Origin of the sequence: Pararhizobium sp. LjRoot238 (assembly GCF_964252955.1) — a bacterium.
In the GTDB taxonomy this organism is placed as follows: domain Bacteria; phylum Pseudomonadota; class Alphaproteobacteria; order Rhizobiales; family Rhizobiaceae; genus Pararhizobium.
Window position 1 is genome coordinate 3,941,174 of the sequence record NZ_CAXUPP020000001.1, and the last position, 23,831, is coordinate 3,965,004.

Genomic DNA, 23,831 nt, shown 5'->3' on the forward strand with positions numbered 1-23,831 from the left:
ATCAAAGTGTGTGGATCGTCACATCCGGGCAGGCCGCGCGGGCAATATCGCACAGATGCTGATGGTGGGTCAGGTAGATCACCTGCCCGACCCGCGCCATGTCCGCCATCAGTCCGAAGGCATGCTGCGCGCGGCCGTCGTCGAAGGTTTCCATGATGTCGTCGGCGATGAAGGGCAGAGATTCGCGCGTTGCGGCAACCTCGTGATAGCCGGCGATGCGCAACGCCAGATAAAGCTGGAAACGGGTGCCCTTGGAAAGGTCGTCCGCCAGTTTCGAGCCGCCGCCGGCCGCGTTCGCGATCAGAAATTCCTTGCCATTTTCCGCTTGGGTGGCGAGCCCGATATAGTCGCCACCGCTGATCGTTCTAAAGGCTGTCGAAGCACGCTGCATCATCGCGCTGCGATGCCGTTCGCGGTAGAGCCTGAGCGCGGTTTCGCCGGCAAGGATGCCGGTCTTGAGCCGCAGGTAGGCGATCGCCCGCTCCTCGACTTCAGCCAGCAGGGTGCGGCGGCGTTCCTCGACATGGGCGGCCGCATCGCCGCCGCCGATTGCCGCGAGCGCCTTATCCGCGTCACGCCACTCCGCATGCAGTTCGCTGGCGTCTCGATCACATTGTTCCCACCGCGATTGCTGTTCAGCCGCTTCCAACCGCAGGCCCGCCTCGTCGACCGCGCTCAGAATCATCTCCGCTTCTTCGACACGTCCGACCCCCAGGCGCGCCGCCAAATCGGATTCGGCTTCGGCAATCCGCTCCCGCACACGGCCGCGCGCCTTGGCCGCCTCCAGATGTTCACCGACTTCAGCGAGCGTGGCGCAACTATAAAGATCGAGCATGTTTTGCTTCTGAGCGTCGTGGCGCCGCCGCGATTCGGTCAAATCGCGATGTTCGGACATACGCACGTCGTTCTCACCCGAAATCCGCCGGAGCAACGCTTCCTGCTGTTCGGCATCGGCTAATCGCTGGCGGATCAGCTGAAAAGCCAGCAACGGCTCATCCGGCGCCGGCAATGAAAGCTTTTCGGCGAGAGTGGCGACGGTCGTCGCGAAGGCCTCCTGATCCTTGCGCATGCCGTCGATGCGGTGGTCCAGGTCCGCCTTGCGCTGGATCAGCTTGTCAAGCTCTTGAAGCACTGCCAGGACGGCCACGATCTCCTGGACGGACGAGGCCGTTCCGTCCTCGGCGAGCCAGGTTGCACCGATTGTCTCATCCCACCGCGCGATCCAGCCTGCCATTTCGGTATCCGCCGAAGACCAGGCCGCATCGCGCGCACGCAAAGCCGCCTGCATCCGCTCCACCGCCTCCGCGGCGGCAGCATGGGCGCGATGGGCCGACTGCAGGGCCGTGATCGTGCGCTCAGCCAAAGCAAGTGCATCGTCCAGACGCTCGGGCATGCCTTTTGTCACGCCGAGTTCCGCGAGCGCCCTCGCCACCCGTTCGAGCGCCCTTTCCTCGTCCGTTATTGCGAGACGCAAATCCTGACGCGCCGCACGAAGCTGATTGCACACGTCCAGCACCGCCGCCCGGCGGGCAAGCCAGGCCACCAGCTGATTGAGCTTTGTCTCTTCGGGAAGACCACAGCAGCGGGATGCTGCCGAGATCTCGCCCCTCAGCTCAGCGACCTCCATAAGCACGGCCTGGTGTTGCGCACGAAACACTGAAAGCTTTGCATTACGCTCAGCGATTGCGAGGGAAAGCCCCCTCGCCTGGGCAAGATCTTCGGCGCGCGCCAGCCGCATCGCCGTGATCTCATCATCCTTGCGCAGGGCGGTTTCGAATGCGCGCGCGGTCTCGCCATCCAATTGTGCCGCGTGGATCTGCCAGGTGTGATCGCGTTCCTGCCGCAACATCAAGGCCGTATCGTCGGCGACAAAACCTCCGGTTCGTGTCAATTCCGCGAGCCGGGCTTCCTCCGCCGCAACCAGTGCTATCTCCTCGGCGATCCGGTCATCGAGCCGCTTCAGCTGTTCCGTCAACGCCGTTCGGCGCGCCGTCCACTCGGTGACATCGGCTTCTTCAGGGATGGCGAGAGCCGCCACACTGTCCGCGTCCAGTTGGCTGGGGGCCAGTGCCGCGAGCTTTTCGGCAAGCTGGTCCTCGAGCGTGGCAAGCTGCCGGTTCGCCGCCTGCTGCCGCAGCAGGCAATCGTTCTGCCGCAGGCTCTGCAGGACGTCGGCGAGAGGCGCCGGATCGGTCGAGCCGGCAGCACCGCCCGCGCCGGTCAGCGCAGACTGAGCCCTCACCGCCTCGCACCGCGCCTCCGCGGCAAGCTTTCGCTCCCGGACCGCGGCTGTCAGCCGCTCGCTTAATGCGGAATGTTTCTGCGCCAGGTCCTGGATGCGCGCGGCCAAGGCAGCCGGCAGAACCAGCGCTGCAGGATCAGGCGCATCGACGCAACCGAGGCGCGCGAGACAAACGGCGATATCGGCGGCGACCTTGTCGCGCTCATCGACACGCGTCGGCATGTCCCGTGCAGCCGTCCTGTGACGCGCCTCAAGCTCAGTGCGCTCGAGATCACGGATATCTGCCGCGACGGCCAGCACGGCACCGTCGCGCTCGATGGCCGCAATTTCGGCCGCCCGGCGCTCGATGTCCGCATCGAGCTGTTCAAGGCGGGCGCGAATCTCGGTTTCCTCGCGTTGCAATTGCGGCAGCAGGGCATGCCAGACCGCCGGCGGTTCCGGCAGGTCACCGAAAGCGGCGAGTTCGGACCGCAGGCCGCGCAGCCTTGCAAGCAGTGGCAACCCCTGCATGCGATCGCGGGCGAGATCGAGGGAAACGCGCAGTTCCGCCCGCACCGTCACGGTCGCCTCGTGGCGCTCCGCCGCCGCATCACGCGCCTTGCGCAACGCGGCAAACTCGCGGGCGTTGACGTCGATGGCACTCTTTTTGTCCTTCAACACCTCGAGTTCCGCCTTCAACTCCGCCAGCCGGTGTTTTCGGCCCTGCGGTTTGTAGAAGGCATCGGCTTGCGCCTTCAGACCGGACAGGACAGCGCTGCTGTCCGGCAGGCCGGAACTGGCGGAAAACAGCAGGGTTCCGAGTTCCCCCTCGCTTTTCAAGATGCTTTCGCCGCCCTTTTCGATGCTGTCGTCATCGAGCGAAAACATCATCTGGTAGGTCACCCGGTCGATCGAGCCGAGCGCTGCGGAAAACAGATTGTCCGGCAGCGGCTGATCATCCGGTCCTAGAAGCGTATTCTGCCGGCGCTTGATCCGAGCGACGGCATGGATTCTTCCGCCGGTCTCGATCACGCCACCGACACGCATCGTCTCGTATGGATGCAAAAACCCATAAGCGCTGCGGTTATCGATGCCGAACAGGAGATCGAGAAAGGCGGAAAACAGGGTCGATTTTCCCGCCTCGTTGGGGCCGTAGACGAGATGAAAATCGGAGCTTCCGGCGCGCGCTTCACCAAATTCCAGACTGCGTCCGGTAAACTTGCCGTAGCGCACGAGATCGAGACGATTGAGACGCATCAGCGATCCGTCTCCCCGCCATGCAGATAGGCGAGAACATCATCGCTGCCGGCCAGCGCGGTCGCTTCCACGAACCGCCTCGCGGTCTCCTCGTCGCCGGCCAAGCTGTCGCGCAGTTCACGCGGCAGCTGTGCCAACAGCTCGTCCAGCATCGCACCGGCTTCCTGACGAAAGGCGTGGGACGGCAGCACGTCGGAATGGATCAGGGCTGCAAGTTCCTCGACCGGATCGGGACCGGACAAGGCCCCCTCGCCTTCCAGGCCCCGGCAATCGACATCGATCTTCTCGATCCAGCAACCGCTTAGGCCCGCGGCCACATTGGAAAATTCAGCGAACAGAAAATCCGGATCGCGCCGGAGCTTCCAGGCAAGCGGCGTCGCACCGGTCAGGGAAATCCGCAGGATGAGATGATCGGCAATCGTCCGGTTTCTGAGCGATGACAGCGTTTCTGCCGCCCTGTCCAGCATCTGCCGCCAGTCCGGCGCGCCGTCAAGATCGATCGTGACGCGCTCGAACACCGCCTGCCCGATCGCACGTTCCTGATGCTCCAGAGAGCCGTTCTCGCCGACGGTCACGAGCGTCACCGATTTCGACCCGGCCTCGTTGATATCCCGCCCCTGCGGCATGCCCGGCATGACGATCAGCGGCTTTTCGGAGTGTATCTGCCTGAGATGCACGTGGCCCAGCGCCCAGTAGTCGAAACCGTGCCGAGTGAGCTCGGCGACGCTGCAGGGCGCGTAGGGATCATGCCCAGGCGTGCCGGCGAGGCTCGTATGCAGCATGCCGATGTTGACCGCATCGGCGATGGGCGCCTGAAACGACGGCAACAGGCTCTCGGGCGCATGCGGATTGGCAAAGCTGATGCCATGAATATGAACCTCGCGCCCATCATCGAGCGTCTTGGCCTGAACGGGCCTGGCACGGCCGGAAAACACGTGCACGTTGGCCGGAAAGGTCAGCTCGCGCGTCACGGTGGACTGGGAATCGTGATTGCCGCGGATCAGGAAGACGCGGATCCCGGCGGCCTCCAGCCGGCGCAGTTCGCTCGCCAGATAAAGCGCCGTGTTCATCGATGTCTGCGAGCCGTCGTAAAGATCACCCGCAATCAGCAGGGCATCGACGTTTTCCGCCAGGCACAGATCGACGATCCTTGCGAGCGCCGTCCGCGTCGCGCCGCGTACCAGTTCGGCAAGCTCCGGATTTTTCAGAGCCAGACTGCGCAAGGGGGAATCGAGATGAAGATCGGCGGTGTGGACGAAACGGAACGGCATGGCCGACCATGGCCCGGGCGTCGGGGCCGCGTCAATGCCGGGAGACACTGCGCTCGCGACTATTCAGGGCTTTCGCTCTTCCCACCATTTTTGGGGAGATATGAGACCTCAGACCAGGAGCGTGAGAATAGGCTTGACTATGACGTCACAAGGGCCGCCATTTGACATGGCACCTCATAATATCCATATAAAACCCATGAAATCCACATTCGAAGTCTCCGACAAGCTCTTTGAGCTCTATCACCGGGTTCACCGGCTCATCAACGAATCGATGACCGAGGAAGGCGTGTCGCTGGCACGCAGCAAGTTCCTGTTTTTTCTGAGCAGGCTCGGACCCTGTCGGTCGACCGACATCGCCTGTGCACTCAATTTCGCGCCGCGCACCGTGACGGAAGCGATCGACGGGCTTGAGCGCGACAAACTGGTAGTGCGCAAACCCGATCCGGAAGACCGGCGGGCCAAGATCGTCTCGATCACCGATGTCGGCCGCATCGTGCTGGAAGCGGCCGAACATCCGCGAAAACAGCTGATCGAGGAAATCTTCTCGGCGCTCAATGACGAGCAGCTTGACCAGATGCACGACATCGTCAGCCGCCTCGTCGCCAAGGCCGACGAAATCCGCAAGCGCAAGGAAGACGGCGGGGACGAGATCGCTGCTGAATAGCACCATATCTCGCAGCTCACATTACGGTTGAAATAGAAAAGGCCAGGACATCATGTCCCGGCCTTTTCCGTTACCGGTACAGACGCGATTACATCGCGTTCATGCAGGTGCCGCAAACGAAAAGAGGCCCGGGAAAACCCGGGCCTCGAATCAACCTGCCATCGAACCGCCGGCGTTGCCGCCACGGTGCTGCAGATGAAACATGAAACTTAGTTTACGGCGTCCTTCAGACCCTTGCCGGCAGAGAACTTCGGCACGTTGCGTGCCGGGATGTCTACTTCTGCGCCGGTGGACGGGTTGCGACCCTTGGATGCTTCGCGGCGGCTGACCGAGAAATTGCCGAAGCCGACGAGACGAACGTCGCCGCCGTTCTTCAGTTCTACCTGGATAGCGTCGAAGATTGCATCAACTGCAGAAGATGCGTCCGTCTTCGAAAGTCCGGCCTTCTCGGCAACTGCTGACACGAGCTCATTCTTGTTCATGTTTCCACCCCTTTCAATACTGGTTCGAAACGACTCAATTTTTAAGCCGGGGGCAGCATACGCAAGACCCTCGCCTTGGCAAACCCAATCGCTCCGAATCCCTAGGAATGCAAGGCTTTGCGGGAGGTTTTACATAAAAAAGACCGGCAAAAATGCCGGTCTTCCACTATTTATGTTCCAAATCGATCCCCGTATGGTTGCGGGCATCATTTGACGTTCACGTCAAGTGCCTAGTGGGCAATCGACACTCCGGCGTCATCGGCCGGATCGACAGCCGCGATCGGAACCGCCTGCTTGGACGGATCCCACTCGATCGCCACCGGGACCCGCAGTAGCGCGTGGCTCAGAACCTCGCCTATATGCGAGACCGGGATGATCTCCATGTTGTTCTTCACGTTGTCCGGAATGTCCGCCAGATCCTTGGCGTTTTCTTCCGGGATCAGCACCTTCTTGATGCCACCGCGAAGTGCTGCAAGCAGCTTTTCCTTCAAACCGCCGATCGGCAGGACACGGCCGCGCAGCGTGATTTCGCCGGTCATCGCCACGTCCTTGTTGACCGGGATACCGGTCATGATCGAGACGATCGCCGTTGCCATGGCGACACCTGCGGACGGACCGTCCTTCGGCGTCGCACCTTCCGGCACGTGCACGTGGATATCGCTTCGATCGAACAACGGCGGCTCGATACCGAAATCGATGGCGCGCGAGCGGACATAGGAGGCCGCCGCCGAGATCGATTCCTTCATCACGTCCCTGAGGTTACCGGTCACCGTCATGCGGCCCTTGCCAGGCATCATGACGCCTTCGATCGTCAGCAGTTCGCCGCCGACCTCAGTCCAGGCGAGACCCGTGACGACACCCACCTGATCGTTACGCTCGGCTTCGCCATGGCGATAGCGCGGAACGCCCAGATAATCCTGGATGTTCTCCGCCGTCATCTCGACCTTGTCGGTCTTGCCCTTGAGGATTTCCGTCACGGCCTTGCGGGCGAGCTTCATCAACTCACGCTCGAGGCTGCGCACGCCGGCTTCACGGGTGTAGGTCTGAATGACCCCCCTCAGGGCGCCGTCCGTGACCGAGAACTCCTTGGCCTGCAAAGCGTGGTCGGCAATCGCCTTCGGCAAAAGGTGCCGCTTGGCGATTTCCAGCTTTTCCTCTTCCGTGTAACCGGCGATGCGGATCACTTCCATGCGGTCCATCAGCGGCGGCGGAATATTCAGCGTGTTGGCCGTGGTGATGAACATCACGTTCGACAGGTCATACTCCACTTCGAGATAGTGGTCCATGAAGGTAAAGTTCTGTTCCGGATCCAGCACCTCGAGCAGAGCCGAGGACGGGTCGCCGCGGAAATCCTGGCCCATCTTGTCGATTTCGTCGAGCAGGAAGAGCGGATTGGACTTCTTCGCCTTCTTCATCGACTGGATGACCTTGCCGGGCATCGAGCCGATATAGGTGCGGCGGTGACCGCGAATCTCGGCTTCGTCACGAACGCCGCCGAGCGCCATGCGGATATATTCGCGGCCGGTCGCCTTGGCGATCGACTTGGCAAGCGAGGTCTTGCCGACGCCCGGAGGGCCGACGAGGCACAGGATCGGGCCCTTGATCTTCTGCGAACGCGCCTGCACGGCAAGATATTCGATGATCCGTTCCTTGACCTTGTCGAGGCCGAAATGATCGTGTTCGAGCACTTTTTCAGCGTGGTTGAGGTCGGTCTTGACCTTCGACTTCTTGCTCCACGGAATGCCGAGCAGCCAATCCAGATAGTTGCGCACGACGGTGGCTTCCGCCGACATCGGGCTCATCTGGCGCAGCTTCTTGACTTCCGCGTCTGCCTTTTCACGGGCTTCCTTGGAAAGCTTGGTCTTGGTGATGCGGTCTTCCAGCTCGGCCATCTCGTCGCGGCCTTCCTCGCCGTCGCCGAGTTCCTTCTGGATCGCCTTCATCTGTTCGTTCAGGTAATATTCGCGTTGCGTCTTCTCCATCTGGCGCTTGACGCGCGAGCGGATGCGCTTCTCGACCTGGAGAACGGAGATTTCGCCTTCCATGAAGCCAAGGGCCTTTTCAAGGCGCAGCTTTACGCTCGTCGTCTCGAGCATTTCCTGCTTTTCGACGATCTTGATGGAGAGATGCGAAGCGACCGTATCGGCGAGCTTCGAATAGTCCTCGATCTGGCTGGCAGCGCCGACGACTTCCGGAGAAATCTTCTTGTTGAGCTTCACATAGCTCTCGAATTCGGAGACCACCGAGCGGCTGAGCGCCTCGATCTCGACCGGATCTTCTACAGGCTCCGGCAGCGCATGCGCCATCGCCTCGTAGAACTCTTCGCGACGGGTATAGCCGTCGATCTCGGCGCGGGAACGGCCCTCGACCAGAACCTTGACGGTGCCATCGGGCAGCTTCAGGAGCTGAAGCACGTTGGCGATCGTGCCGATCTGGTAGATTGCAGAGGCTTCCGGATCGTCGTCGCTCGCATTGATCTGGGTCGCAAGCATGATCTGCTTGTCGGTGCCCATGACCTCTTCCAGCGCGCGGATCGATTTTTCACGGCCGACAAACAGAGGCACGATCATATGCGGGAACACCACGATGTCGCGCAGCGGCAGCACCGGATAGGTCGCGCTATCAATTGCCGGAGACGTTTTGTTCGTCATGTCATTTCCTTTCCGTCCCGTTTCCGGGCCCGTTACCCGAAGCGTTCAAGGGCGCTTCCGGTCCTCATTCTTTCCACTGTCACGTGGAGTGTGTGACGTCTGTTTTCAACCCTTTGCCGGCGACCGGCTTGGGAGGCGCCGTAGCCGGGTATTAAATGGCATCTGACTGTCGCGGACCTTGCCGCGGGATTGAAGCGCACACGACCCGCATCAGGATAAGCCGATGCGGAATCATAGCATAATCGCGTTGTTGGCCGCGTTTAGCAATCGCCGATTCTACCCATTGCTCGTCCGTTGGCGATATCCACTGCCACGTTTTCTGTGCATCCGAGCCCTGCAATGCATGCAAAGCTCGCGGGACTGCTTCGGCTTTGCGCCACGGGCGGGAGTCTTCGCCCCCATGCACCACATATGCTCCACGAAAAAGGCCCGCGCGTGGCGGGCCTCTTCAACTTAAGTCAGGTGCGGATCAGGCCGAAACGTTGGCCTTTTCTTCGGAGCGCTCCGAATAGATGTAGAGCGGACGGGCAGAGCCCTTGACCACCTCGTCTGAGATGACCACTTCGCGCACGCCTTCCAGCGTCGGCAGCTCGAACATGGTGTCGAGCAGGATCTTTTCCATGATCGAGCGCAGGCCGCGAGCGCCGGTTTTGCGCACGATCGCCTTGCGGGCGATTTCGCGCAGAGCATCCTCGTGGAAGGTCAGTTCGACGTCTTCCATCTCGAACAGGCGCTGGTACTGCTTGATCAGCGCGTTCTTCGGCTCGGACAGGATCTGGATCAGGGCCGGTTCGTCGAGGTCTTCGAGCGTCGCCAGCACCGGCAGACGGCCGATGAATTCCGGGATGAGGCCGAACTTCACCAGATCTTCCGGCTCCAGTTCGCGCAGGACTTCGCCGACGCGGCGATCTTCCGGTGCGCGCACCGCGGCACCGAAGCCGATCGAGGTCTTTTCACCACGGGCCGAGATGATCTTGTCGAGGCCGGCAAAAGCGCCGCCGCAGATGAACAGGATGTTGGTCGTATCCACCTGCAGGAATTCCTGCTGCGGATGCTTGCGGCCGCCCTGTGGCGGAACCGAAGCAACCGTGCCTTCCATGATCTTCAGAAGCGCCTGCTGCACGCCTTCGCCCGAAACGTCACGGGTGATCGACGGGTTGTCGGACTTGCGTGAGATCTTGTCGACTTCGTCGATGTAGACGATGCCGCGCTGCGCCCGCTCGACGTTATAATCGGCAGCCTGGAGGAGCTTCAGGATGATGTTCTCGACATCCTCGCCGACATAACCGGCTTCCGTCAGCGTCGTCGCGTCGGCCATCGTGAACGGCACGTCGATGATGCGCGCCAGCGTCTGCGCCAGATAGGTCTTGCCGCAACCAGTCGGGCCGACGAGCATGATGTTGGACTTCGCCAACTCGACGTCGGTGCCCTTGGCGGCGTGCGCCAGGCGCTTGTAGTGGTTGTGGACGGCGACCGACAGGATGCGCTTGGCCTGCTGCTGACCGATCACATATTCGTCGAGGACCTTGATGATCTCCTGCGGCGTCGGAACGCCGTCACGGGATTTGACCATCGAGGTCTTGTTCTCTTCGCGGATGATGTCCATGCAGAGCTCGACGCATTCATCGCAGATGAACACTGTCGGTCCGGCAATCAGCTTGCGGACCTCATGCTGGCTCTTGCCGCAGAAGGAACAATATAGGGTATTCTTCGAGTCACCGCCGTTGCTACCGCTGACTTTGCTCATATCACTTTCCTTCCAGCACGCCGGACACCTCCTGAAAGGTGAAACGGACTACTCAACCCGCTCCGCAATTCTTTCCGCCTTCATGCGCGAAAATACGGCACTTTCGGGAGTACGAACCGGCTTCAAACAACCACGTTTGATGTCCGGCAGCAACGAATCTCCCACCGAATACCGAATGCTAGGACCTCAAACTTCAACATAGCATTAACGGTCAATATTAACGGCTTTGGCCTGCGGATAAAGCCCTATGAGGGATACAAATGTGTCACAAATGCATCTATCCGCACACAAAAGCTTGAAAATCACCCTTCCTGGGCCGCTTCCATGGCCTCACGCGAGGTGATGACCTTGTCGACGACACCCCAGCTCAGCGCTTCGTCCGCACTCATGAAGTGGTCACGGTCAAGCGTCTGTTCAACCTCTTCATAGGTCCGGCCGGTATGCTTGACATAGATCTCGTTCAGGCGGCGCTTCATTTTCAGGATGTCGCGCGCATGCCGTTCGATGTCGGATGCCTGGCCCTGGAAGCCGCCGGAAGGCTGGTGAACCATGATGCGGGCGTTCGGGGTCGCAAAGCGCATGTCCTTGTGACCGGCGGCCAGAAGCAGTGAGCCCATCGAGGCGGCCTGGCCGATGCAAAGCGTCGAAACGGCAGGCTTGATGAACTGCATCGTATCGTAGATCGCCATGCCGGCAGTGACGACGCCGCCCGGCGAGTTGATATAAAGCGCGATTTCCTTCTTCGGGTTCTCGGCCTCGAGGAACAGCAACTGGGCGCAGATCAGCGTTGCCATCTGGTCTTCCACAGCACCCGTCAAAAAGATGATGCGCTCTTTCAGAAGGCGCGAGAAGATGTCGTAGGAACGTTCGCCGCGATTGGTCTGTTCAACGACCATCGGCACCAGAGCCATGGCGGTATCAACGGGATTTCTCATGTCAAACCTTTGTCTAGCTGGCGCGCAAAATCTCCTGCGCGCCGGAATCATCGGAAATATCTCGCTTCATACATAGAGTGTCCAAGTACCCCACTTCAAGTCGCGAACTCTGCATAACGTTAATACCCGGCCGCAGCCCAACATTCCCGCCACGGCACATTCATGCGTGATCCTTTAGTGATTCCTAAGGAGCGCGATACGGCCCCGGTCGCTTTTTGAACCTTTTCACACAGGCATTCGGGCTTTCAGGGTAAAAAATGGGTAAATTGAGGTCAAAGCTGGGATTCGATCGGCAGGATGCTGATGACCCCTGCAGTCAGGCGGCGCAAGAAACCGGCCTCTGGCTCGCGGTGAAGCACACGCGGCCTGTTGTCCTCGCTGTCGTGCCAGCGCAGGCGGCCATTCTCGAGGGTCAGCCGGAAGCTGTTCGCCGGGCATGTCTCTTCCTTAAAAACCGCCTCGACTTCATCGACAAGCCCCGGATGGGTGAACAACACGCCCATTTCCGTATTCAGCGACGCCGAGCGCGGATCGAAGTTCAGCGAGCCGACGAAGGCCGTCTTGCCATCGACCGTGAAAGCCTTGGTATGAAGGCTGGCGCCCCGCGATCCAAACAGCGACATGCGCCTGGGATCGCCGAATTCGTGGATCGCCTTCAATTCGAACAGCGTGGCACCGCTCTCCAGTAGCGCCTTGCGATAATTGGCGTAGGCTCCGTGAACCGCCGCAACATCGGTGGCGGCAAGCGAGTTCGTCAGGACCGCGACCTTGACCCGCCGCTCAATGAGCCTCGCGATTTCTGCAATACCCTGGCTACCGGGAATGAAATAGGGAGAAATGATCTGCACGTCGTGGTGCGCGGAGGTGAGGACCGGCATCAGTTCGCGCATGATCCAGTTGTTGCGCTTCTGCAGAAATGCCTTTTCCGGCGGATCCGATACGAGTTTGGCATCGCCCGTCCAATGAAGAGCCTCGGTTGCCGGCAGCCAACCGCCGTCCTTCATCGCCTTTTCGACATGCGTCAGATAGTGCTGACCGCCAGGTGTCGCCGCGATCCTGTCGAGCTTCGCCCTGAACGCCGGCAGATAGTGCTTATGCAGCGTGCGCAACGACCCGATTGGCACCACGACAGGGCTATTCCAATAGCAGTCGAAGACTGTGGCTGCCTCCATAGACACAGCGCCGAGCATCCAGACATCGAGATCGCGGAAGTTCGCCTGCTCGGCCGCGTCGAAATAGGCGTCGCCAATGTTGCGGCCGCCGGCGATCACCAGGTGGCCATCGACGATCCATTGCTTGTTGTGCATGCGTCGTGAGGTTCGCAGTGGCCGCAGCATCATCTCGAAACCACGCTTGAAGCGATCGGTCCGCGCCCGGCTCGGATTGAACAGGCGAACCTCGATGTTCGGATGGGCGTCGAGAGAGAGGCACATGCGATCATGCAGGCCGGCATTGATATCGTCGAGCAGCAGGCGCACCCGGACGCCGCGATCGGCAGCAGCGAGCACCTCGCGGCTCAACAATCGCCCGGTAAGGTCGTTCTTCCAGTAATAATACTGCAGGTCGAGACTGCGGCCTGCTTTGCGGGCAGAAAGGGCGCGCAGGGCGAAGGCCGACATATTGTCGCAGATCAGCGCGACACCGTTCAACCCGGGATGACGGTCGAGAAGAGGGGTCGCCAACCGGTCCAGCTCGGTCTGCTCGCCTCCCGGCATCAGCGCGGTCGATGCCGGCCCATGCAGCCGCCGCCCGAAACGGCCATAGGCATAGACCAGGATCAACGCCAACAGGCCGGACGCGAAAACATAGAAGGCAACGATAGCGGCGCGCATGAAAGGACGACCTGTCCGTCAGGGTTGAGCGGCGGAAACCGCTTCGATTGCAGTCCTGCCTTCACCAGCGAGCGCGGCCTTGAGATCGATATAGGCCTTGATCGGCAGATGATCGGACGCCACGCGGGCGAGCTGCGTGTTGTGCACTTCGACCGCGGTGACCAGATTATGCGGACTGCCCATCACCCGGTCGAGCGCCAAAAGCGGGAAACGCGAGGGAAAACTCGGCACGGCAGTCGCGGCATGATCGAAGACGGGGCTGAGAAACCGCAGCGCCGAGCGGCGGCCGAGCCGCCATTCGTTGAGATCGCCGATCAGGAGCGTCGGCCGCTCCTCCGCCTCGCGGATGGCCGTCAGGATCGCCTCGGCCTGCCGCGCGCGGGAATGCCTGAGCAGGCCGAAATGGGCGGCGATGATCCTGAGCGGCCCGTGCTTGAGATCGAGATCGACGACGAGCGCGCCGCGCGGCTCGACGCCGGGCAGGTTTAGTTGATGAACCTTGGCGACTGCGCCCTCGCGCAACAGGAGCACATTGCCATGCCAGCCATGTCCCTTGGACGAAAAGGCGGCGATCGGCACCGAAATGAGGTGACATTCACGGTGCAGTCGTTCGAGATCGAGCAGGCCTGCCCGCTCTCCGAAACGCTGGTCGGCCTCCTGCAGCGCGATGATATCAGCGCCGATCTCGCCGATCACTTCTGTGGTCCGCCCGGGGTCGAAGCGACTGTCGGTGCCGACGCATTTGTGGATATTGTAGGAGGCTATGACGGTGTCGCCGCGCCCGCCTGCCGGATCCCGGCCCGCAAGCGAGACGCGCTTTCCGCGGATCGCGGCCAAGATGCCCGCGGGCAGGCTGTTGTGCGACGAAGCCATAGTCTCTCTCAGGTCCTTGCCGTTCATCGTGCAAAAATAGACATGCCTCGCGGCAAGGCAAGGCGGTATCCGGCAAATGCGAACTTTTGAACGTCTGCGCCGCAACTTTCGAGTGGCGATATCTGGGCATCGTCCCGACAATTTTCTTGCCGAGGACACCGCTTGAACCATAGATCAGGTCAAACGCCCGTTCCACTCAGCGAGAATGCCTCCATGTCCGCGCCCTCTGCACTTTCCATCGACCCCGCGAACCGGCATGTCAGCATCGACGTGCGCAATCCTGCCTTCTATCAGGACCCGCTGTCCGCCTACGCCGCATTGCATGCGCGCTGTCCCGCCTTCTTCTGGGAAGAGCAGCAGCAATGGTATTTTGCGGGCTACGATCAGGTGAACGGCCTTCTGCGAGATCGCCGCTTCGGCCGCCAGATCCTGCACGTGGCAACCCGCGAGGAACTCGGGCTGTCGGAGCCGAAGCCGCATCTCAAGGATTTCGACCGGCTGGAAAGCTATTCGCTGCTCGAACTCGAGCCGCCGGCCCACACGCGGCTTCGGACCCTCGTCAACCGCGCCTTCGTCTCGCGGCAGATCGAACAGCTGCGGCCGGAAATCGCTGCACTCGCACACGCGATCATCGACGGTTTCGAAAAGGACGGCGAAGTCGAACTGCTGAAGACCTATGCCGAGATCATTCCGGTAACGGTGATCGCCCGCATGCTCGGCGTGCCGATGGACATGGCGCCGAAACTGCTCGACTGGTCGCACCGCATGGTGCGCATGTACATGTTCAATCCGACGCTTGAGACCGAGCTCGACGCCAACCGGGCGTCCGCCGAATTCAGTGCCTACCTGAAGAGCATCATCGACTGGAAACGCGACAATCCGGCCGATGATCTCCTCACGCATATGATCACCACCGAGAAGGACGGCGAGCGGCTGTCCGATGACGAACTCATCTCGACGGCGGTTCTTCTGCTCAATGCCGGCCACGAGGCGACCGTGCACCAGCTCGGCAACGCCGTGCGCGTTCTGCTCGATAAGGGCACGCCCGCGGAACAGGCTTTTGCAGACGATACCGCCACCGAGCGAACGATTGAGGAGTGCATGCGCTATGCCGCGCCGCTTCACATTTTCCAGCGCTACGCCCTCTCCGATATCGAGCTGGAGGACGGCATCAGCCTCAAGAAGGGCGACAAGATCGGCCTGCTGCTTGCCGCCGCCAATGTCGATCCGAAGAAATTCTCCGATCCCCTCGCCTTCCACCCCGGCCGCAACGAGGGTCCGCACGTCTCCTTCGGCGCGGGCTTGCATTTCTGCATCGGCGCGCCGCTGGCACGGCTGGAACTGAAGCTGTCACTGCCGATCCTGTTCGAGCGGCTTCCGGGACTGCGCCTGAAAAGCGCGCCGCAGGTGAAGGACAGCTACCATTTCCACGGGCTGGAGCGGCTGGAACTGGAGTGGTGAGTCAAGAAGCCGAACGGCTCGGCCTGTCGTTAGTCAAGCTGACTGTTAGGCCGTGAATATCCAGACAGCATGATCTTTGTTGCTGCCTGCAATCCATGATTGTGACAGAAATCGAGCATCGATCTATCTGACATACGAGTTTTTGCGATGGCCGGAGAAATCGATGAGCTGACCGGATGCCTGTGAGAAACGCAATGTCACCATTCTACGTCGTTACAGATTGCGAATTTGACGGACCAACGCCGGGCGCGAACTCGATGTTGTCGTTTGGCTCCGTCGCGGTCTCGGCAACGGGTTCTGTTCTTGGCGAATTCGAAGCTGTCTTGGAACCGCTCGAGCAGGCTGAGCGCGATGCAGCCACCATGGCGTTTTGGCATCGGCATCCAGAAGCGTGGGCGGCCTCGACAGAAAATCCTCGACCTCCCTCCGATGTCATTGCACGGTTCGTGGATTGGATCGGTTCGTTCCACGGTGAGCCGATCTTTGCAGCGCACCCACTTGCACTCGATGGCCCATGGTTCGACTACTACCTGAGACACTTTACAGGACGCCCCTTGCTTGAAGGACCATGGGTTGCCAATCGTCTGTTCCGGCATCCTCCGCTCTGCCTCATGTCGTTCGTTGCCGGCAAGACCGGACGTGGACAATGGGAATGCGATGTAAACCGCTATCCACCTGAATGGCTCGGCTCTATCGATCATACGCATCGTGCGATTGACGATGCCCGCGGCTATGCAAACCTGTTGCGCTTCTTCATCGCTGAGCGCTGATTACTGCGAAGTTAGACCCTGATCACATAATCCTTGCGAGTCGTTTCAATCACTTCCCAGGTTCCCTTGAAGCCGGGTCTGAGAATCATGCTGTCGCCGGCTTTGAGATGTGTGTCCGCGCCGCCCTCTTCGGTGACGACGGAATGGCCGGAGAGGATGTGGAAATATTCCCACTCCTCATAAACGATCCGCCACTTCCCCGGCGTCGCCTCCCAGATGCCGGCATAAATGCCGCCATCGGCTTCCTCGAAATTCCAGGTGCGGAATTCCGGCGAGCCGGAGACCAGGCGGTCCGGCGCAGGCCCGCCGATCTCCGGTTCAAGCGACGACGGATCGAATATCAGGGCGTGGGTCATAATGGCTCCATGGGAGGCAATGGCCGGTTTCCCGGCCATCTGAAACTGTGTCAAACCTTGGCAAGCGATTGGTCGAGGTCGGCGATAATGTCGGTCACGTCCTCGATGCCGACCGAGAGGCGCACGACTTCAGGGCCGGCGCCCGCCGCCGTCTGCTGTTCCGGCGTCAACTGCCGGTGGGTTGTCGAAGCCGGATGGATGACGAGGGACCGGGTGTCGCCGATATTGGCGAGGTGCGAGAACATCTCCAGTCCCTCGACGAAGCGTTTCCCCGCCTCGTAGCCATCCTTCAGGCCGAAGGTGAACACGGCGCCCGCGCCTTTCGGCGAATATGTCTGCTGAAGCGCGTGGTTGGCGTCGCCCTCAAGGCCCGCATATCTCACCCAGGCGACCTTGTCGTGGGCGCCGAGCCAGGTGGCGACCGCAAGGGCGTTGTCGCAATGACGCTGCATCCTGAGCGGCAGCGTCTCGATGCCCGTCAGAAGAAGAAAGGCGTTGAAGGGCGAAATGGCCGGCCCAAAATCGCGCAGACCCAGGACACGGCAGGCGATGGCGAAGGCGAAATTGCCGAAGGTCGCATGCAGCACCATGTCGCCATATTCCCGGCGCGGCTCCGACAAGATCGGGTATTTGCCCGATTTCGACCAGTCGAACGTGCCGCCATCGACGATCACGCCGCCCATCGAGTTGCCGTGGCCGCCCATGAATTTGGTCAGCGAATGCACGACGATATCGGCGCCATGCTCGATCGGCTGGATCAGATAGGGCGTCGCCATGGTGTTGTCGACGATCAGCGGCAAGCCGTGCTTTTTCGCGACCTCCGAGATCGCCGCAATGTCGACGAATGTCCCGCCGGGATTGGCAAGGCTCTCGATGAAGATCGCCTTGGTGCGCTCGTCGATCTGGCTCTCGAACGACGAAATATCCGCAGTATCGACCCACCGCACCCGCCAGTCGAAGGATTTGAAGGCGTTGCCGAACTGATTGATGGAGCCGCCATAGAGCTGGCGCGCGGCCAGGAAATTGTCGCCCGGGCTCATGATGGCGTGGAAGATCAGGAGCTGGGCTGCATGACCGGATGCAACGGCAAGCGCCGCGGTGCCGCCTTCGAGTGCCGCGACACGCTCTTCCAGCACCGCCTGCGTCGGGTTCATGATGCGCGTATAGATATTGCCGAAGGCCTGCAGGCCGAAGAGTGAGGCGGCATGATCGGCGTCGTTGAAGACAAAGCTCGTCGTCTGGTAGATCGGCGTCGCGCGGGCCCCGGTGGCCGGATCGGGCTGGGCGCCGGCGTGAATGGCAAGCGTACTGAAACCTGGATTGTTCTTCACGGACGTGTCCTCCCCTGATCAAGTTCGGCGCACTATTTCAGAGGCTATACCTCCCGGTCAAAGACTGTTTTGCCGGATTTGCACGCTGAGCGAGTACGGATTTCCAATCGGCTGGCAAGCCGTCAGCCGACCAGACGCGGATATTCGATCGCCGGACAGCGGTCCATGACGACCTTTATGCCTTGCTCTTCCGCTTTTGCCGCTGCCTTGTCGTCGCGCACCGACAATTGCCCCCAAATGACCTTCGGCCGCACTTTGAGCGAAAGGATTTCATCGACCAGGGCCGGGAGGGCATGGGCGGCACGGAAGACATCGACCATGTCGATGGGCTCGGGAACGTCGGCGAGCCGGGCATAGACCTTCTGTCCGTGGATTTCCTTGCCGGCCTGGCCCGGATTGACGGGGAAAACCGTATAGCCCTTGCGCAGCAGGAACGCCATCACGCGATGGCTTGGCCGCTCGGGGTTCGGCGACGCGCCGACGAGTGCAATCGTCTTTGTCGATTTGAGAATGTCAGAGATATAAAAATCCGGATACGCATCGTGGTTCATCGTCGAAGTCCACCCAAAGCAATCGTCGCGCGATAATTGGGATAGCCCCCTCCGCTGTCAACCAATCGACGGCGCTTTGCAAGCAAATCCCAAGGCGACAGCGTCCGCGGCGTCGCCAAATCTGGCTATCCGTCAGAATCGGGTTGCTTTTCACGATGCGCCCCTTCAGAAAATGCCGGTAACTCATCTTCCTAGCGTCCCGTAAAGGTTCATCTTGCCCCTCGACGTCATCGCTCTCGTTCTGTTCGGGGCGTTACTGCATGCGACATGGAATGCGCTGGTCAAGGCGGGATCGGAGAAATCGCTCGATGCGGCGATGATTGCGCTCGGCGCGGCGGTCGTTGCCCTTCCGTTCCTGCCCTTCATGCCGCTGCCGCATCCGGACGCCTGGCCCTTCATTCTCGTGTCGGCCTTGTTCCAGTTCGCCTATTTCCAGCTTGTGGCCGCCTCCTACCGTGCGGGCGATATCGGTCTCGTCTATCCGCTGATGCGCGGCGTCGCGCCCTTGCTGGTGGCGGCGACAAGCGGCGCGCTGATCGGCGAAAGCCTTTCGAGCGGTGCCTTGGCCGGCGTGCTGACGATCTCGACCGGCGTGCTGACGCTTGCCTTCGAAGCACGCAAGGGCGGCAAACATGCCATCCTCCTGGCGCTCGCCAATGCCGTGGTCATCGCCAGCTATACCTATGTCGACGGGATCGGCGCCCGCATCGCGCTCAATCCGATCTCCTACACGCTCTGGATGGCCTTGCTGCCGCCGGTGCTGTTGTTTGCCTGGGCCTTTATCACGCGCGGCGTCAAACCCGTCCTGCGCCACGTCCGCCATCAATGGTGGCGCGGCCTCATCGGCGGCGGCGGCTCGATCGGCGCCTATGGCCTGGCGCTGTGGGCGATGACGAAAGCACCGGTCGCCACGGTCGCGGCGCTGCGCGAAACCTCGATCCTCTTCGCCATCGTCATCTCCATCGTCTTCCTCAAGGAGCGCGTCAGCATCTTCCGCATCGCGGCCGCCTGCCTGATCGCGCTTGGCGCGCTGATGCTGAAGCTGGCTTGAGAAATCCGCCGAAAAGACGTATGTACAGGGTCACGTACAAAGGATTCCGTCATGAACGTCATCAGCCTATCCGAACTTCGCGCTAACATGGCAAAACACTTCGACCGGGTCGAACAGGATCACGATGAACTCATCGTGACGCGGCAGAACCGCGAGCCGATGGTCGTCATGTCTCTCAGCGATTTCGAAGGGTGGAAGGAGACGATGTATCTTCTCGCCAACCCGGCAAATGCGAAGATGCTGCGCGATTCGATCGCAGAACTGAATGCAGGTCACGGTGTTGAGCATGAGTTGATTGAACCGTGAAGGTGCTTTTTTCAAGCAAAGGTTGGGAACATTACCTGTATTGGGTTGAGGCGGACAAACCGACACTGTTGCGGCTCAACAAACTTATCGAAGAATGTCGCCGCGCGCCCTTTTCTGGGCTCGGCAAACCCGAACCGCTTCGTGGAGAGTTCAAAGGCTTTTGGTCGCGGCGCATCAACGAAGAAGACCGATTGGTGTACCGAATCATGGGAACTGCCGAAACGCAAACAATCGAGATTGTCGCTTGCCGCTACCACAATAAGTAGTTGTCAATCCTCCTTCCACTCCGGCATCCGCTTGCCCAGAAACGCAGCCATCCCTTCTTCCGCATCACGTGCCAGCATATTCTCCACCATGACACCCGTGGCGAAATCATAGGCTTCGGCGATACCCATCTCCGCCTGCCTGTAAAACGCCTCCTTGCCGATCTTCAGCGCCTGCGGCGACTTCGAGGCGATGACGGCGGCGTATTTATTGACCACCTGCTGCAGATACTGCTTCGGCACGATGCGGTTGACGAGGCCGAAATCCTTGGCGGTCGAGGCGTCGATCGTCTCGCCGGTCAAAAGCATTTCCATCGCCTGCTTGCGGTGCGCCGCGCGCGAGACGGCGACCATCGGCGTCGAGCAGAACAGACCGATATTGACGCCGGGGGTGCAGAAGGTCGAGCTATCGGTACAGATCGCCAGGTCGCAGCTCGCCACCAGCTGGCAGCCCGCCGCCGTCGCCAGCCCGTCGATCTCGGCGATGACCGGCTGCGGCAGCTGGTTGATCTTCAGCACGAGGTCGGCGCACAGCCGGACGGATTTTTCGAAGAACGCCCTGCCCTTGTCGTCGTCCGCGCGATGCGTGGTCAGTTCCTTGAGGTCATGACCTGCCGAAAACAGCTCGCCCGAAGCGGCCAGAATGACGACACGAATATCGGCGGACTCGGCGGCGGCATCCAGTTCAGCCACCAGCGCGTCCATGAGCGCGACCGACAGGGCGTTGGCCGGGGGATTGTTCAGCGTCAGCCGCAGCACATTGCCCGAAACCTCGCGCAGCACCAGGCCGTGGGGCTCTTGCCTGCGCAGGGAAACCACGTCTGCCATGTCTTTTCTCCTCAGTCTCATGCCGGATCTTGGCCGGATCAGCGCTTGGCCCGATCAGCGCTTGGTACGCCGCACCAACCACCGTTTCAAGCAGCCTTTAAGACTTTCTTCCGGCTTGCGCTTGTTGGCTAACGGTCTGTAAAGCAGGTGTGCATTTCTGGAGTGAGCCATGCGGCTGGCACCGATCCTCACCGTCGACGACCTCAACAGTTTCCTAGAGAAAGCAGGTAATTGGCTTAGGCAACAAGGCGAACGGCGTCGTAGTGCCTTAGCGGGCGAAAGCAGGCGATGGGCGAAGCTGACAATGTGTCAGGTGAACCGTGACGCATTCCGCCTTGGACCGCGAGCGATCACGCGGGCTGCGTTATTCTCTAGCACAATGTCATCTCTATCTGTGTCGCAAAGCGTTGACGATAGTCGAGAACGCCGGCAGGTTCTGGCGCCTGCTCGGGTAATAAAGAAAATAGCCCGCAAACTTGGGCGACCACCCATCGAGCACCAGTTGCAATCGTCCGGATGCGATGTATTGCTCGACTAGGCTTTCCGGCACATAGGCGATGCCGTAGCCATTGAGGGCAGCATCCACCATGGCGATGGAGGAGTTCAAGGTCAGTTGCCCTTCGACCCTCACGCGGACTTCCTGACCATCCTTTTCAAACTCCCACGGATAGAGCCCGCCTGCCGTCGCCAAACGTCTGTTGATGCAATCATGGCTCAGGAGGTCGTGGGGATGTTCCGGTATCGACCGCTGGGCGAAATATTGGGGCGAACCCACTGCGACCAGACGCCAATCCGATCCGATGCGCACTGCCACCATGTCCTTTTCAACGCTTTCTCCAAGCCGGACGCCCGCGTCGAAGCCATGTTCGACGATGTTGCGGAAACTCTCGTCGATATTCAGCTCAAGCTTGATGTCGGGGTAATCCCGCAGAACATGGCGCAGTTTCGGCCACACGGCAGTTTCCATTGCGTGTTCGGATAGTGTGATCCTAACCGTGCCGGCCGGCTTGTCGCGGTAGGCCATCAGTGCTGCGATTTCGGTCTCTATTTCAGAGATGCGGGGTGAAAGCGACTTCCGCAAGCGCTCTCCCGCCTCTGTCGTCGCGACGCTGCGCGTTGTACGCATCAGAAGACGCAAGCCCATGCGTGCTTCCAGTTGTTTGATCGTATGGCTGAGGGTAGATTGCGCAACACCCAGCTTGGCTGCTGCCCGTGTGAAACTGTGCTCTTCGGCAACGGCCAGGAACCAGAGCAGATCGTTGAAATCCTGACGCGTCATGATTGCTCCATAAGACGTAACGGCTCCGTTATTTATAGCCTGTGTCGATAAGTTCAAGCGGATTATTGCCAGTAATCAACGCAGTCGACGCGTGCTAAGACTCGCTTCATGCACATCGGCCTCGATCACGATGCGACAGCACTTGGTTTGGATGGCGCCATGGTTGAACGGCGCGCCTTCAAGACACTCCTCAGAATGTGAGGACTGCCATCCTGCCCGCGTCAGATCGCGGGGAGAGCGACCGCCGGGATTGTCCACAAGGACCAAGGAGAAATTCGGAATGGATAAGCGCACGTTAGGCAATGGGTTTGAAGTTTCAGCGCTCTCGCTCGGCGCGATGGGCTATGGCAAATCGCGTGAGATCGACGACAGGGCGGACATGATCCGCCTGCTTCGGGAGGCTGTCGACCTCGGCGTCGATTTCTTTGATACGGCCGAGGTCTATGGTCCCTGGACCAATGAAGAAATGGTCGGCGAGGCCTTCGCCGGCATGCGTGACCGGGTCAAAATCGCAACCAAATTCGGCTGGGACATCGACCAGGTCACCGGCGAGCATCGCGGCGATGTGAACAGCCGGCCTGAGCAGATCCGGAGCGCCATCGAGGGTAGTCTCAAGCGGCTGCGTACCGACCATATCGATCTCTACTACCAGCACCGCGTCGACCCGCGCGTGCCCATGGAGGACGTTGCCGGAGTAGTCAAGGACCTGATCGTCGAGGGCAAGGTCCTGCATTTCGGCCTGTCCGAAGCCGGCGCCGGATCGATCCGCAAGGCCCATGCCGTCCAGCCGGTGACGGCTTTGCAAAGCGAGTATTCTCTCTGGACACGCGAGCCCGAGGCCGAGATCCTGCCGGTGCTGGAAGAGCTCGGCATCGGTCTCGTCCCCTTCAGCCCGCTGGGCAAGGGATTCCTGACCGGCAAGATCGATGCCGGCACGCAGTTTGCTGCCAACGATCTGCGCAGCAGGATTCCGCGTTTTACGGAAGATGCGCGCGACGCAAATCAGGCGCTGATCGATCTCATTCGCAGGATCGGCGACCGGCATGGCGCCACGCCGGCTCAGGTCGCGCTCGCCTGGCTGCTCGCGCAAAAGCCCTGGATCGTGCCGCTGTTCGGAACCCGCCGGCGTGAACGGCTCGAGGAGAACCTCGGGGCAATCTCTGTCGGCTTGACGACCGACGATCTCACTGAAATCGAAGCTGCCGCAATCCAGATCGAAGGCGCGCGATATCCGGAAGACGTAATGAAGCGTTCGGGGCTATAGTGGTTCGGCTCGATCCGAAGGAAAAGCACCTGCGCCCCGGCGGCACCGTTTCGGGGCCGACGCTGTTCGCACTCGCCGATGTCACCGCCTATATCACACTGCTGGCCCATATCGGTCCGGTGGCGCTCGCCGTCACCACCAATCTCAACATCAATTTCCTGCGAAAGCCGCAACTCGGGCCGCTGCAATGCACCTCCCAAATCCAGAAACTCGGCAGGCGGCTGGCTGTGCTCGATGCCGCGATTTCAGAACTCGATGGAGAAGAATTGGTGGCGCACGCAACCGCGAGCTATTCGATTCCACCAAGGTAAATTGTGGTATCTCAATACCCCACAACTAACTACATGTTTTATATAGGAAATTTTTCAAACCTCCTTGATCCGTAAACTTGACGGCATTTCATCCTTTGCGTATAAGCCGCTCCAGATCGCGGTCCTC

20 protein-coding genes and 1 pseudogene are annotated in these 23,831 nt (G+C 60.5%); 8 read left to right on the top strand and 13 right to left on the bottom strand.

The annotated features are described in order from the left end of the window. Position 1: 1 nt before the first annotated feature. Positions 2-3,478 carry an AAA family ATPase gene (locus tag ACSQ3F_RS19350; RefSeq protein ID WP_436101697.1) on the bottom strand — a complete coding sequence of 1,159 codons (3,477 nt, stop codon included), beginning with the start codon at positions 3,476-3,478 and terminating at the stop codon, positions 2-4. Further along, entirely contained in the window at positions 3,478-4,749 is a 1,272-nt protein-coding gene (locus ACSQ3F_RS19355; protein WP_436101698.1) for a metallophosphoesterase family protein, read from the bottom strand. Before ACSQ3F_RS19355 ends, ACSQ3F_RS19350 begins: the two co-directional genes overlap by 1 nt. A gap of 196 nt (positions 4,750-4,945) precedes the next feature. Here ACSQ3F_RS19355 and ACSQ3F_RS19360 point away from each other — a divergent pair, with 196 nt between their 5' ends. Continuing rightward, positions 4,946-5,413: a MarR family transcriptional regulator gene (locus tag ACSQ3F_RS19360; protein WP_037121858.1), complete on the top strand. Its 468-nt coding sequence runs from the start codon at positions 4,946-4,948 to the stop codon at positions 5,411-5,413. Positions 5,414-5,622: 209 nt separating this feature from the next. Here ACSQ3F_RS19360 and hupB read toward each other — a convergent pair whose 3' ends face one another. The 6 genes from hupB to ACSQ3F_RS19390 form a co-directional block, all read right to left on the bottom strand. After that, complete coding sequence (hupB, locus tag ACSQ3F_RS19365) at positions 5,623-5,895, bottom strand: DNA-binding protein HupB (RefSeq protein WP_037121853.1); 273 nt, start codon at positions 5,893-5,895, stop codon at positions 5,623-5,625. A gap of 230 nt (positions 5,896-6,125) precedes the next feature. Beyond that, positions 6,126-8,546: an endopeptidase La gene (gene lon, locus ACSQ3F_RS19370; RefSeq protein ID WP_436101699.1), complete on the bottom strand. Its 2,421-nt coding sequence runs from the start codon at positions 8,544-8,546 to the stop codon at positions 6,126-6,128. Between the two features lie 469 nt (positions 8,547-9,015). After that, the gene (gene clpX, locus ACSQ3F_RS19375; RefSeq protein ID WP_018325989.1) at positions 9,016-10,293 is read right to left on the bottom strand and encodes an ATP-dependent Clp protease ATP-binding subunit ClpX; all 1,278 of its coding nucleotides are present in this window, start codon (positions 10,291-10,293) and stop codon (positions 9,016-9,018) included. A 302-nt stretch (positions 10,294-10,595) separates the two neighbouring features. Continuing rightward, positions 10,596-11,228 (bottom strand): ATP-dependent Clp endopeptidase proteolytic subunit ClpP, encoded by a 633-nt coding sequence (gene clpP, locus ACSQ3F_RS19380; protein ID WP_436101700.1) that lies wholly within the window; start codon positions 11,226-11,228, stop codon positions 10,596-10,598. Between the two features lie 272 nt (positions 11,229-11,500). Beyond that, the gene (locus ACSQ3F_RS19385; protein WP_436101701.1) at positions 11,501-13,060 is read right to left on the bottom strand and encodes a phospholipase D family protein; all 1,560 of its coding nucleotides are present in this window, start codon (positions 13,058-13,060) and stop codon (positions 11,501-11,503) included. 18 nt (positions 13,061-13,078) lie between these two features. Continuing rightward, a complete protein-coding gene (locus tag ACSQ3F_RS19390; RefSeq protein ID WP_436101702.1) occupies positions 13,079-13,933 on the bottom strand; it encodes an endonuclease/exonuclease/phosphatase family protein in 855 nt (284 codons plus the stop codon). A gap of 213 nt (positions 13,934-14,146) precedes the next feature. Between ACSQ3F_RS19390 and ACSQ3F_RS19395 the strand changes: the two genes are divergently transcribed. Together ACSQ3F_RS19395 and ACSQ3F_RS19400 are read left to right on the top strand one after the other, a co-directional pair. Beyond that, a complete protein-coding gene (locus ACSQ3F_RS19395; protein WP_436101703.1) occupies positions 14,147-15,394 on the top strand; it encodes a cytochrome P450 in 1,248 nt (415 codons plus the stop codon). Positions 15,395-15,588: 194 nt separating this feature from the next. Beyond that, positions 15,589-16,164, top strand: coding sequence for a DNA polymerase III subunit epsilon (locus ACSQ3F_RS19400; protein WP_436101704.1), 576 nt, complete (start codon positions 15,589-15,591; stop codon positions 16,162-16,164). An 11-nt stretch (positions 16,165-16,175) separates the two neighbouring features. On the opposite strand, the gene ACSQ3F_RS19405 is transcribed toward ACSQ3F_RS19400, so the two are convergent. The 3 genes from ACSQ3F_RS19405 to ACSQ3F_RS19415 all read right to left on the bottom strand — a co-directional run bounded on the left by ACSQ3F_RS19405 (position 16,176) and on the right by ACSQ3F_RS19415 (position 18,402). Next, a complete protein-coding gene (locus ACSQ3F_RS19405) occupies positions 16,176-16,520 on the bottom strand; it encodes a cupin domain-containing protein (protein ID WP_436101705.1) in 345 nt (114 codons plus the stop codon). Positions 16,521-16,570: 50 nt separating this feature from the next. Then, positions 16,571-17,851 (bottom strand): O-acetylhomoserine aminocarboxypropyltransferase, encoded by a 1,281-nt coding sequence (locus tag ACSQ3F_RS19410; protein ID WP_436101706.1) that lies wholly within the window; start codon positions 17,849-17,851, stop codon positions 16,571-16,573. Between the two features lie 122 nt (positions 17,852-17,973). Then, complete coding sequence (locus ACSQ3F_RS19415; protein WP_436101707.1) at positions 17,974-18,402, bottom strand: CoA-binding protein; 429 nt, start codon at positions 18,400-18,402, stop codon at positions 17,974-17,976. 214 nt (positions 18,403-18,616) lie between these two features. On the opposite strand from ACSQ3F_RS19415, the gene ACSQ3F_RS19420 reads away from it, so the two are divergent. From ACSQ3F_RS19420 to ACSQ3F_RS19430, 3 genes are read left to right on the top strand one after another with little or no spacing between them, the layout of a single operon-like run. Beyond that, complete coding sequence (locus ACSQ3F_RS19420; RefSeq protein ID WP_436101708.1) at positions 18,617-19,453, top strand: EamA family transporter; 837 nt, start codon at positions 18,617-18,619, stop codon at positions 19,451-19,453. A gap of 51 nt (positions 19,454-19,504) precedes the next feature. Continuing rightward, on the top strand, positions 19,505-19,759 hold the full coding sequence (locus ACSQ3F_RS19425) for a type II toxin-antitoxin system Phd/YefM family antitoxin (RefSeq protein WP_436101709.1): 255 nt from the start codon (positions 19,505-19,507) through the stop codon (positions 19,757-19,759). After that, positions 19,756-20,025, top strand: a complete 270-nt coding sequence (locus ACSQ3F_RS19430; RefSeq protein ID WP_436101710.1) for a Txe/YoeB family addiction module toxin — start codon at positions 19,756-19,758, stop codon at positions 20,023-20,025. Before ACSQ3F_RS19425 ends, ACSQ3F_RS19430 begins: the two co-directional genes overlap by 4 nt. Before the next feature lie 3 nt (positions 20,026-20,028). Here the strand turns inward: ACSQ3F_RS19430 and ACSQ3F_RS19435 are convergent, their stop codons facing one another. Both ACSQ3F_RS19435 and ACSQ3F_RS19440 read right to left on the bottom strand, forming a co-directional pair. Beyond that, the gene (locus ACSQ3F_RS19435; protein WP_436101711.1) at positions 20,029-20,850 is read right to left on the bottom strand and encodes an enoyl-CoA hydratase; all 822 of its coding nucleotides are present in this window, start codon (positions 20,848-20,850) and stop codon (positions 20,029-20,031) included. Between the two features lie 388 nt (positions 20,851-21,238). Continuing rightward, positions 21,239-22,129 (bottom strand): LysR family transcriptional regulator, encoded by an 891-nt coding sequence (locus ACSQ3F_RS19440; RefSeq protein ID WP_436101712.1) that lies wholly within the window; start codon positions 22,127-22,129, stop codon positions 21,239-21,241. A gap of 280 nt (positions 22,130-22,409) precedes the next feature. Here ACSQ3F_RS19440 and ACSQ3F_RS19445 point away from each other — a divergent pair, with 280 nt between their 5' ends. Together ACSQ3F_RS19445 and ACSQ3F_RS19450 are read left to right on the top strand one after the other, a co-directional pair. Next, complete coding sequence (locus ACSQ3F_RS19445; RefSeq protein WP_436101713.1) at positions 22,410-23,393, top strand: aldo/keto reductase; 984 nt, start codon at positions 22,410-22,412, stop codon at positions 23,391-23,393. Continuing rightward, a pseudogene (locus ACSQ3F_RS19450) lies at positions 23,384-23,704 on the top strand (PaaI family thioesterase); the annotation flags it as partial. The gene ACSQ3F_RS19445 and the pseudogene ACSQ3F_RS19450, both read left to right, overlap by 10 nt. Positions 23,705-23,831: the final 127 nt, after the last annotated feature.